Raw genomic sequence first — 13171 nt, forward strand, 5'->3', positions numbered from 1 at the left:
AGAAATATATTAACATAAATCACGTACTCTTAGCAAGTATTTTCTATATAATTTTGATAATAAAATTATTTTCGTAAAATAGGCCGTTTTAGCTTACCTAATAAACGATATAACTCTGCTTGTTCCTCCTCAGATAAGTCGGAGAACAAAACATTCAAAAATTGGTCATACGAATGTAACAGTGATTTGCCTAACCGTTTCCCCTCATCTGTTAAGCCTACCACGGATATGCGTTTATCCATAAAGTCGATATGTTTTGTAACATACCCTAATTCAATGAGAATATCCGTCTGCTCCGATACCGTTGCAGGACGCATATTAAGAGCATCTACTAGCTGTTTCTGTGATGCTCCTTGAGAACGCATATATAATTCAATAATAATTCTATCACGAGACTTTTCTTTGCCACTTGGCACCTTACATAAGGCTTTATATAATTCATCATGATTCATGATTGGTATTCTCCTCATACAACTTTGTATATTATAAGGTATTCGCCACCGCAACTAAAAATCCTGCATAAAATCTGTATATTCTTCGTAAAAGCAAAAAAAGAGGCACCTTAAGGTACCTCTTCTCTTATATCATGGTAAAAGTCGAATCGTTCTTATACTAATATATTATTTTAATGTGCTAATATCGCCGATAATAGCCATTACACTGTACGCCAAGCGAAGAAGTTGCAAACGGTTAGCTTTAATAGCTTCATCTTTGTCCATAACCATTACATCTTCAAAGAATTGGTTAATTGTTGGCACAAGAGTTGCTGGAACTGCTACTACAGCTGCGTAGTCGCCAGCCTCCCATGCTGCAAGACTAGCTTCAGATGCTTTAGAAGCGGCTTCAAATAATGCTTTTTCGGCATCTTCTTTCAACAAGTCCCTATTAACACCTGTATATTCCACATCTTTTACAAGATTATACATACGAGTATAGGCTTGAACAAGCTCAACATTTTCATCGATGCGATTTGCTAACAATGCGTTTACAAGACCTTCTGCATCAGCAACGGACAATTCATTGTTGGACAACAATAAGTCGATTACATGATGAGGAACTTCGCGATCAAGGAAGATATTTTTCAAGCGAAGTGTGAAGAACTCTTCAACTTGGTTAAGCAATTCCTCTTGTTTATCAGTAGCTACATTTAATAACTCCATAGATGCTTTGAAGATTGGACGCAAGCTGATATTCCATTCACTACCAAGCAAGATGTTCAAGATACCAATTGTTTGACGACGCAATGCATATGGATCTTGAGAACCTGTAGGGATTAAGCCACGGCTGAAAGTAGCAACGATGTTATCTACTTTATCGATGATGGATAATACTTTACCTGCTTCAGTTTGAGGCAATACATCGCCTGCAAAGCGTGGTAAATATTGTTCGAAAATAGCTTCTGCTACCTCAGGAGATTCACCATCAAGTAAAGCGTATTCTTTACCCATTACACCTTGTAATTCAGTGAACTCTGTAACCATACCTGTAGTAAGGTCAGTTTTAGCAAGCTCTGTAGCGCGTTCTAATACAACAGCTGCATCTTCGTGCAAGCCACATTCTTCACCAAACACACGGCCCAATTTAAGCAAGCGTTCAGTTTTATCTGCTAAGTTACCAAGACCTTCTTGGAATACGATTTTAGTTAAACCATCTTGACGGTCGATAAGAGGTTTCTTGCAATCTTCATTAAAGAAGAATTTAGCATCATCTAAGCGAGCACGCAATACACGTTCATTACCAGCTTGAACTACCTCGATGGAATGATCAGAACCATTGCGCACTGTTAAGAACATTGGCAACAATTTACCGTCTTGACCAACCAATGGGAAGTAACGTTGATGATCTTTCATTGGTGTAATGATAGCTGCATCTGGAAGTGCCAAGTAGGACTCTTCAAAGCCACCACACAATGCTGTAGGCCATTCAACAAGATAATTGATTTCTTCTAGCAAATCATCATCCCAAACTATGGATGCATTTTTAGAAGCTGCCATATCATGTAATTGTTTAGAGATCAATTCGCGACGAGCATCTTGATCGACCATAACAAAGTTTTCTTTTAATGTGTCTACATAGGATACTGCATTTTTAATAGTGATTTCATCAGCCCCTAAGAAACGATGACCACGAGATACATTACCAGATTGAACAGTAGCAAACTCTACAGGGATTACCTCTTCATCAAGTAATGCTACAAGCCAACGTACTGGACGCACGAATTTAGCATCCAAATCGCCCCAATGCATGGATTTAGGGAAGTTAAGGCCTGTAATCAATTGAGGCAACATTTCTGTAACGATATCTTTTGCAGGTACGCCTGCCGTTTTAGTTTCAGCGTAAATATAGCCATCTTCTACAACGAGATCTGCTACATCAAGACCTTTACCACGAGCAAAGCCGATAGCCGCTTTTGTAGCATTACCGTCAGCATCGTATGCGATGGACGCAGATGGACCTTTATGACGTTCGCTGATTTCAGCAGATGTGTCAGCAAGACCTTTCACGATAAGAGCCAAACGACGTGGTGTACCGTATGTTTCGATGCTTTCAAAAGGAAGATGGGCATCATTTAATTTTGTTTCAGCCAATTGTTTCAATTGACCTAAGATATTTGGCATAAAGCCGGCAGGAATTTCTTCTGCACCGATTTCAAATAATAAATCTTTTGCCATCTTATTTATCTCCTTTCAAAAGTGGGAAACCTAATTCTTCGCGTTTAGCAAGGTATTGTTGTGCACAAATACGAGCTAATGCACGTACACGGCCGATGAAAGCCGTACGTTCGCTGATAGAAATAGCACCACGGGAATCAAGCAAGTTGAATGTGTGGGAACATTTCAATACATAGTCGTAAGCTGGTAGTACATAGCCCGCTTCGCAAACGCGTTTTGCTTCTGCTTCGTACATATCAAACAATTTGAAGAGCATATCTGTATCTGCTAATTCAAAGTTATACACGGATTGCTCAACTTCGTTGGCATGCCAAACATCACCGTAAGTAACGTTTTCATTCCATTTAAGATCATATACATTTTCTACGCCTTGAATGTACATAGCTAAACGTTCTAAACCGTATGTAATTTCAACGGACACTGGTTTACAGTCGATGGAACCAACTTGTTGGAAATATGTGAACTGCGTTACTTCCATACCGTCGAGCCATACTTCCCAACCAAGTCCCCAAGCGCCCAATGTAGGAGATTCCCAGTTATCCTCAACAAAGCGGATATCATGATCTTCAGCATGAATGCCTAATGCAGCCAAGGATTGTAAGTACAATTCTTGAATATTATCTGGAGATGGTTTCACGATAACTTGGAATTGATGATGTTGGAACAAACGGTTAGGGTTATCACCATAACGACCGTCTGCTGGACGACGAGAAGGCTCTACATAACATACAGCCCATGGTTCAGGACCAATAGCATGCAAGAATGTTGCAGGGTTCATTGTGCCTGCACCCTTTTCGATGTCATATGGATTTTGAACGATACAACCTTGATCGCTCCAGAATTTTTGTAGATTTAAAATAATCTCTTGAAATGTCATTGCTGCCTCCACTTTACACAACCGACATAAAATCAACCATTTCGTTACAAACAAAAAAGTCCCTGTAACGAAAAACGTTACAGGGACGAGTATACCCGCGGTTCCACCCTATTTGGCTTGCGCCCTCTTTTTTCTATGTTGGCCTTTACTAACAGATACCTGCGTTCCTGCCAATGCTCTACAGCGCCTTCAACCAAATGTGAGCTTACACCATCCTCACTCGCTAGAGAGGTTTACTACTCTGCTTCATCGCATATATTATACACAATATTGTAGCAACTTAGAGAGAGAAATGTCAAACTATTATTTTATACACGTAAAGCTAGTTTCAACACAATAAAAAATATTGAGAAACAAACAAAAGAAGTTAAGTAAAAATCATAATGGATTGGACTACCTGTTAAAATATCATCTACTATTCCATATAAGATATTAAGTATAGCTAATACTGCAAATCCATATACTATCAATCGTCGCATTATACTTTCCTCTCAATAAGCTAGTAATAATATAAAATTTTAACTTTAAGTTAAAGAATAAATTTATACTCTAAGAACAAGTTTTAGTATACCAAAAAATACTAACCAACAAACAAAGAATGCTCCATAGAAATCATAGTGAATTTCGGCACCAGTCATATAGTCATAAGCAATACTATATATTATTGAAATTAAGATAAATAATGCAAATGCATAGAAAAAAAATCGTTTCATAATATTATCTCCTTTTAATTTTTAAATTGTACAGTAATACTCCCACCTGCACCAACACCATCTACTATATCAAATTTAATTTTACCTTTTCCTTTTTCTCTGTCAATACCTCCCTCAAAGCTTGCACCAAGGCCGCCGCCATATACATTTCCTTCGGCAACAATAAGAAAATTACCAAAATCTAATGAATAGCTTGCATTACCATGAGCTAGTGCGGCCACAGCGCCTCCTTTAACATATATATTACCTTGACCAAGTTTTCCATCTACATCCCCAGCCAAATAGAATATGTCACCATTTAATTCAATTTTAGCAGCATTTTTTTCAACCTCATGATGTACCCTAAAAATACTTATTTCACCATCAGCTCCGATATTTATACCATTAGTAAAGGTTAAGTGTCCCTTATCTCCTTTAGCATGTAAACCAGTGATATTAGATGTATCATCACCAACCAGCCTAAAGTTACTACGTTTATCAGGATCTTGGATACCATTTTGGTATGGCATTATATAACTGTCATTGTTAGTAGTGGTTTGAGTGGAATTTAAAGATTGCCCCCAATTAGAATTTGAGACAGGATTCCAAATATTTGGAGTATTAAGTTTATATTTATTACTAGATTCACGAGATCGTATTATTTTTTCACTAGCTTCTTGCTTATAAATGTAAAATGAATCCTCCAAGCCATTTAAAGTAACATATTTATATACTAAATTATTCATAACATCCTGAAATGATCCAGAACCAATTATATCAGAACTTAGTTTATCATATAACTCCATTGAAATTTCATTATTTGTATTATATATATTAAGATGATTGAATTCATACCACATCAAGGTATCATAATAAGCTAATTTTCTAACCCATTCATCTAAACTAATTACTCCATTTTTATAATCTAAGTAATCATTCTTTAAGCTCATTTGATCATGATGTGTGAGCCAGTTATTATCAATTGCAGAATTTACTAGAGACGGAGCTATATTTTCACTATTAATACTCTTAGCAATAATTATACTAATAATTTTTCTTAGCTCTGGATTCCTAACTTTTTCTAAAATTGGTTGACTAGCTTCATTAATCGCACTCGTTTTTAATCCTTTCAATCCATTATAACCAGATAATTCAGAAATAACTGCGCCAAATGCTCCATGCAATGCTACTTTATATGTGCCACCATCAGACCATTTTTCAGCTCTTTTACGAAGACTTGCTACTAACTCTTTATCACCTTTTTCTTCCGCAAGCTCAATCTTCTTAATCAATATATTCTGTTCATGAAGTGCAATATCACCAATCAACTTATATCCATGGTCAGAAATTTTAGATAAAAGAATTTGTTTTTCTTCTACTGTCTTCTTATCAAAAATAGGAGCTAATTTATTAAGTGCTTGTTCTGTATCATGATTAATCTTTTCTAAGGATTCTTTCTCAGCAATTTCAATGATACCTTCACTTATAGCAGAATGAGTAGTTGATTTAGAATTACCTTTTACAGGAATTCCCATTTTAGGACTACCAGTAATACCTATTGGATTATTTTTAGAGCGTTTAGTCGTAGATAAACTATATCCAGAGGTTTTTGCTGAATAGGATGCTTCATTTTGAATATCATTCATTTTTAGAGAATTAGAGGATAATTTATTCTTAGATTTATCGGGACTACCTTTAATTATACCACCTGTAAGTGTAGTTGCATTATTTACCTGTACATTATATCCACCATCACCTGCATATATGCCAGCCTGCTCTGTAACACTTGCATAATGACTGTCTGTAGATCCTCTCGAATTATCAAACCCAACTTTTGCAGATCCACTCATACCATAGGATACAGATATACCTTTATTTTTACTTATTTTATGGTAGTCATTCGTATCTTGTAAACTTTCAATTTTCAAATCATGTCCAACTTTTGTAGTCACACTGTCACCGATGACCTTAGAACCAATAATTTCTGTATCATTTCCAGAGACAGTATTTACTTGTTTACCACGAATAATAGTTCCAGTATGTGTCTTAGTTGTCTCTAATGCATTTTCTTTACCTTTATACACATTAGCCTCTAAACCAATAACACCATTACCATGAGGACTAACTGTAGCACCAACAGACCATCCTGAACTTGTATATGTATCACGTTGTACCGAAGAGTTTGTTCCTGCATCTAAACTTAGATTATTTGTTGCATTTAAATTAACCTCTGGAGCCTCTATAACACTACCTGTAATATGAATATTGCCTTTATCGCTATTGTCACTATCCGCAGTGATACTTACTTTATTTTTGCTACCTATAGAACTACCTATATAATTCTCTTGCTTAAGTTCACTATGCTGTTTAAATTTGCTCGAACCAATACTAACTTGTACATTGAGTAAACGATCTTTTTTAGCTCTATTATTTACATTATTGATCGCAGTTTTAACATCTGGATGCATAGTATTTTTCTCTTCAGGATGTTCTGCCTGATATGCTGTATTGAGTTCATCCGCCTTAGCAAGTATATCTTTTTCTTTTTCTACAAGTTTTTCTATCTTAGCATTTTTATAAGTAGCTCCATTATTATAAGTGTGTTTTAAAGTATTGGCAGCTTCAAGATACTCTAATGTAGATAAGTTGTTATTTTTTCTAGAGTTAGCACGTTTACCCAGTTGCTGGACATTATTTAATTCATTAACAATCTGCCCACCAACACTTACAGTAAGACCAGAACGCTTCTCTTCGTGACTTTGAACAACATGTGCTGTATTATGCTTTCCATCAACTGTTACATTTTTAGCAGATAAGTCTGCAGGTTGATTGCCAAAATAATTTGTCGTAGTACTATGAATGGCATTACCAGCCTTAACATTAATCTCTCCATCTGAGGATGCAATGTTACTTGCAACTTGATTTATATATCTTCCATCTGTTGTATCAGTCACTTTTTTACTACCAATAGTAAATCCTATACCAGCGCCCATTAAGCCAGATTTTTTACTATATTGATATACATCATCACGTTGGGTTTCTTCACCTGAATCCGTACGCACGTCATTACCCGCAGATACTGATACATCTTTTGTTCCTAAAATATTAGATCCTGTTACCGAAACATTACGATTAGCTTTCACATTAATTGTATCGCCACCAATTGTTGAAGATAACACACCTGTGTGCTCATGATCTGTACGTATGATATTAGTGGTGCGAGATAGTAAACTTTTTTCTTTGTATTTTAGACCATATTCATCACGACTATAACTGTTCCCATTAGTGATAGTAACATCATTTCCTGCTTCAACAGATGTTAAGCCATGTTCACTATTAACAATACCATTGCGGATATTTACATCATTTCCTGCTCGTAAAGTAACATTGCTATCACTTAAAATAGCTGTACCTAATTCTGTACGGCGGTCAGTACGATTATAATTATCACTATTAACAGTCATATCCTTTTTAGCAGATAATGCCTCAGTTGTTAAATTAATATTCTGACCAGCCTCAATCGTTGCTTTAGAATTTTCTCCAGTATGAACAATAGCACCTTTAAGGTTAACATCTCGTTTAGCAGATAAAAGCAAATCACCTTTTTTGCCTACACCTATAGTACCTTGGCGACCAACAATATCATGGTTTTCTAATTTATCTACATGGGTACCTACATTTATATCACGTCCTGCATTAATAGTAACCCGTTTATCACCATGAATATTACCTGTATTTGTTACATCTTGAGATGCCTTAATAGTCACTTTACGTCCATCGATACGGCCTGTGTTTTGTACAGCATTAGCTCCTAATACAATTGTATCTGCAGCCATAATGCCTTGATTTAAAATATCTGCATTAGTATTGCTAACAATGGCTTTACCACTTATAATTCCACCCATTGCATCAACAGATTTCGCAGGTTGTTTCGCTAAATATACTTTAGGGTATAGAACTTGTTGAGCTTTTCCATCTACTACAACCGTTTTAGTTTCTAACCATACCATATCAGTTGTTATAGCTTCCATTTGTTCTTTGGATAAGGAAATTCCTGGAGCTAATTTAAAAGCTTTACCAAAGGCTATGCCGGCCTCTAATAATGCTTTATATTCAGCCTCATTATCTGTATACCCTTCTAAATATTGTTTGCCTGTAGCTGATACAATTTGCTCATTTATAAGCTGCTGCTCATAGAATCCATCTCCTAAACGTTTTAATCTTCTTTCTGGATCATTTGCTAAGGCATCAATCATATATTGAGAAGATAAAAAATTCTTACGATTTGTAAAAGCGGAGTCTGTTTCTATCAAAGCATTAGCTGTAATATCTGGATGAATTTGATATAGTGCCTCTGTTGGTAAGGATAAACCATCTATAGTATGACTTTCTTTACCTTTTCCACCACCTAAACCATAGGGATCTAAACTATCATTAACCTTAGCAATAGTAGCTTTAGACAATGTATCTTCAGCATGCTCTTTAATAGCTCCTATTGGCTTCACATTTGCTTCAGTAATAGTTGGAGTCATATAGACTTCTTGTTTCCATCGTCTACGTTTCTTTTTTCCGCCCAAATGGTGACTTTTAGGAACATCTTTTGTATAACTTTCTTGTGTAGTACCTGTTATAAAGGTCTTATCACTCATAGAGTCAGATATATTTTCTATTCGTCCCTTAGTTTGAACCGTCCCCCCAGAAATCACCTTACTATTTTCATTATGGAGAATACCTGTTATTACAACATCACCACCACTACTAATAACACCTGGGTCATCATGAGTTATTTCTTTATGTGTACTCTCTGTTTCGGTACGGATAATAGTAAATTCATTAACACGATTTTCACGCTTATCCATCTCTTTGTTATAAGCTTCGTCTTCAGCAGTTTTAACAGGTTTTACATGTGGTGTACCATAACCACTTTTATCATCAGCATAAGGGAATTCTGACTTATCAAATACCTGTCCTTCTAATTTATGATGTCGATGAGTAACTTTAATTTTATCAGGATTTTTAGTAATGCCATCTGAAACACGCTTTGCACCTAATGCAACATTGTTATTTTCTACAATGGGAGCATCTATTTTTATAGCTTTTTCAGATTTAATTGTAGCCCCTGTATTATGTATTCCCTCTTTAGCTGTAAGGTCCATAGTACCACCACTATAGATGAAACCTTTACCCGTATTATTGATTGTATCGGTATTTATATCAACGTGATTACGGCCTGCAATGACACCAGACTTATGAGTATCTAATTCTTTTTTTATGGCAGTAACTTTCTCCTGTGCTTCATCATAAGTCTTTGTTAACTCTTTAATACGTTGACGATGTGCTTCTAACTCTGTTTTAGTTTTATATTTTGTGATATCAGCATTCCATTCAGCATCAAGATCATGTTTAGCCTTTTCTAAATCTTTACCAGCTTTATGGTAACTCTGTTCTATTTCAGAATTTGTATGGTTTATAACTGTCTTTGCATCAATAGCTACAGTATCACCATAAATGCGTCCACCTTCAAGATTATCTACGGATTTAGCTTTTATGGTCGTAGTCTTTCCAGAGTTAATAAGACCACTATTATTTAGTATTTCTTGGCTATTTACAGTCGTAGATACATCACCTTGAACCACACCATTGTTGTGAATGGCAATGCTTTGACCAGCTAACGTAGTGTTGCCATTACTCGTAACACCACCATCAACTATAATTTTGCCATCACTAGTAATACTAGATGCTTGTGTAGAGCTGACTACACCTTTAATATTTACACCAAGACCAGTATTGGTACCTTTCATAGTAATTGAATTAGCATACATACCACCAATAGCAGAGACATCTAAACCAACATTGCTAGAATCACCAATTTTTTGAGTCTCTAATGTATTAGCATTTATTATATTTTTGCCAGTACGTGTTTCGATTGTATTAGCCCACACTCCGGCATTTACATTGGTTGCTTCTGTTAAAATTTGTAGCGAGTTAGCATCTTTAGCATTAAGTCCATTTCCGTTAATAGAAATACGGCCTTGCTCTACGCGATAGGAGTTTAAATTTCCCTTTGAATCATATTCTGTTTTACCTGTAGTTAATACTGCCCGATCTGTATTGATAAAGCCCCCGCCGTCTACAGTAATACCATTTGGATTGGCTACAACTACTGAAGCTTTACGACCTGCTACCTCAATAAACCCTTTCATCTCAGTTGGATTATGTGATGTAACCTCGTTAACAATAACATTGGCAGAACCGCGCATCATATTAGGATTACCAGGTACATATCCACCTAATTTTGTATTAGCCATTTGGTAGGAGTTATTAAGAATTACACCATTTTGCGATACATTGAAATTAGTATAATCATTTCTAGATACTCCACCAGCAGAAGGTCCTGCAACATTTATTAATGTAATACCATTACCAGCTTGTCCAACCGTAGCTTGTCTTTCATGTGGTGCATTTGTGTCAACCTCGATAGGGTTTGCTGCATAGGCAAATGGTACTATTAATGGGTCTACAATCATTAACCCCATAGTAAGCCATACGGCAATTTTATATTGTAATCGTTTTTCTTTCATAATTACTCTCTCTATTAATACATATACTCAAACTATTTAGAATCGTATACCAGCTTGGAAACCTGTAGTTACAGAGTCCGTTCTATAACCACTCGGTTTATATATTGGAACGCCAACAAATACATCATAGAACAATCCAGATTTAAACTGCCCTTTCATCCCTAAACTAGTACCAGCAATAAATTTACCTGTTAATACATCTGTACTTGGACCATATACAGCGCCAAAATCTACATTAGCATAAACACTTGATCGCCATTTAGGAATATAGCTAGCAACTTCATTACGCATATACCAACCGCTTTCAGCCATTAATGTATTCTCACCATCAAACCCTTGTACCGTATATCGATTGCCAAGACTAATCATATCTCTAGAGAATAAACGTTTATTCCCTAATGTCCATTGTCCATGGAATGATGTAGTAATGCTTGCTGGTCTATGCCCCCACGTACGAGGTATTTGATAATCCACATCTACTAAAAGTTGGGTAAACCGAGTACTTGGTGCTCCATTACCATATTCAGGTTGTGAACCAAACCAACCAACACCTTGTTTAATAGCCGCTCTAGAATATAACGTGTTTTGTTTGATATATCTTCGTTCAGATATACCGAGTTCTACAGAAGCTGTATTTGCACGTTGTACAGCAACTTCTACATCATTAATATAATTTTTAGCATTACGCTTGCTAATAATAATATCCCAACTACGTTTAGTCGTTCGATCTCTATGGAACACATGATTCCAGGAACCTCTAACTGTCTTGGCATGGCTAGAACTAATAAATGGAGTAGCCATAGAATTAATCGTTTGATGATATTTCATATCACTATAGGAGATACTAAAGGTATCCTTTCCTCTAGGAATGGAATAAGAAATACTATGATTTCTGGTACCTTTATGCTCACCGTCTTGAACTGCATCTCGATTAACACTTAAATTCAAAGAATCGTTGGCATTAAAGACTCGATCAATACCAACTACTGCAGTCCACTGTAGTTTTCCAGTTTCTTTTAGTCCAGAATCATCTATGGATACCATTCCATGAATGGGTGGCTTTTTAGTAGTTTCAAGCACAATATTGGTAGCCAATGGTTTTGAACCAGGTTCAAGCTCAACAGATACATTTTGAGAGCCTAGACGCTTCATTTGCTCTATACCTTGCTCTATATTACGAATATTTAAGATATCCCCTTCACGAATAGGAAATGCATTTTCCCATGGCAATGGTTGTACATACCTTTTATATAATACAGACTCTACTCGACCTAGTTGTAAATTGAATTGTAAATTACCTGAAGCTAAAGATTGAGGTGGAATACCAATTCTAGAAGTAACATAACCATGCTCAATAAGTACATTATTTAATCTACTAGATAATTTATTTACATCTTCAACTGTAAGTTTACGATTCATAAATGGTTTAATTGTTTTTCGTAGAAAACCAAATTCTTTGGGTACATCTAATTGAAGCTTCTTTTTCTGTGCCTCATAATACAATGGACCTTTAATCAAGCGTGCACTTGCTGCAGAACTATTATCTGCAAACGTAGTCTGATCCATAGTTGAATTTGTCATATCATCATATGTTAATTGTGTAGATTGACTAATAGGCTCTTCAACAACACGTATTTGAGATACAAAAAAAGATGGTCCTACATGTGCTGGCTGTTGTGCCGGTACTGTATAACCACCTTGTGATGATAAAAATCCAGATGTAATATCTATTCCACCTGTTTGTACTGTAATTCGTCCCTCTCCAAGCCGTGCCTCTCTCGCTAATTGCTGTTCTCTTGCTCTATCTAGTTGTGCTTGTGTATCAATTGGTTTAGCACCATATATATGTATTGGTAGCATACAAGCTAAACTTAGACAGAAAAATAGCTTTCTTTTCTTCATATATCCTCTCTTTCGACAAATAATATTTAAACTCCTAATTTATTATATTTTGGGGTTATAGGACAAAACGTGTTGGTACTTTAATCCCAATCATTGAAAGATAATTTGTCATAGTTATGCAAATCACCCCAAGAAATGGCATCCCCCCAAGTTGGAATTATGCCTTGAAGTTGGGCTCTTTCATTCATAGATCTATATATTTTAGAAATACTCGCATCAGTTGGCATTACCTTAAGTATTTCTTTTGCAGGAAGCGGTCTTGGTGAGTGTAAATAACACCACCAAAAGACCGCTTTTATGCGTTTTTCTACAGACATCCCTCGATGGTACCGCAATAAACGTCTGAGTTGTGCGTTTACCCCACCTTCAATAGGGTTATTAGTCCTCGGACATTCTTTATCTAACACCAATGTTTCATCTAAATATCGAAACATTGTCTCTGTATTA

At 35.9% G+C, this 13171-nt stretch carries 6 protein-coding genes and 1 pseudogene; all 7 read right to left on the reverse strand.

The genetic code is table 11. The features are described from left to right. Positions 1–65: 65 nt before the first annotated feature. Positions 66–452 carry a MarR family winged helix-turn-helix transcriptional regulator gene (locus VEHSUH06_RS05395; RefSeq protein WP_105098056.1) on the reverse strand — a complete coding sequence of 129 codons (387 nt, stop codon included), beginning with the start codon at positions 450–452 and terminating at the stop codon, positions 66–68. Positions 453–620: 168 nt separating this feature from the next. Further along, positions 621–2672 carry a glycine--tRNA ligase subunit beta gene (gene glyS, locus VEHSUH06_RS05400; protein WP_105098057.1) on the reverse strand — a complete coding sequence of 684 codons (2052 nt, stop codon included), beginning with the start codon at positions 2670–2672 and terminating at the stop codon, positions 621–623. 1 nt (position 2673) lies between these two features. Further along, the gene (gene glyQ / locus VEHSUH06_RS05405) at positions 2674–3549 is read right to left on the reverse strand and encodes a glycine--tRNA ligase subunit alpha (RefSeq protein ID WP_054747626.1); all 876 of its coding nucleotides are present in this window, start codon (positions 3547–3549) and stop codon (positions 2674–2676) included. A gap of 542 nt (positions 3550–4091) precedes the next feature. Then, positions 4092–4262, reverse strand: a complete 171-nt coding sequence (locus VEHSUH06_RS10745; protein WP_199179731.1) for a hypothetical protein — start codon at positions 4260–4262, stop codon at positions 4092–4094. Between the two features lie 14 nt (positions 4263–4276). Further along, positions 4277–10822, reverse strand: coding sequence for a hemagglutinin repeat-containing protein (locus VEHSUH06_RS05410; RefSeq protein ID WP_233187882.1), 6546 nt, complete (start codon positions 10820–10822; stop codon positions 4277–4279). Between the two features lie 36 nt (positions 10823–10858). Next, positions 10859–12682 carry a ShlB/FhaC/HecB family hemolysin secretion/activation protein gene (locus VEHSUH06_RS05415; RefSeq protein WP_233187883.1) on the reverse strand — a complete coding sequence of 608 codons (1824 nt, stop codon included), beginning with the start codon at positions 12680–12682 and terminating at the stop codon, positions 10859–10861. Positions 12683–12804: 122 nt separating this feature from the next. Next, positions 12805–13171: pseudogene (locus VEHSUH06_RS05420) on the reverse strand (IS256 family transposase); the annotation flags it as partial.

The sequence above is a fragment of the Veillonella sp. S13053-19 genome (assembly GCF_002959835.1).
GTDB lineage: Bacteria > Bacillota > Negativicutes > Veillonellales > Veillonellaceae > Veillonella > Veillonella rogosae.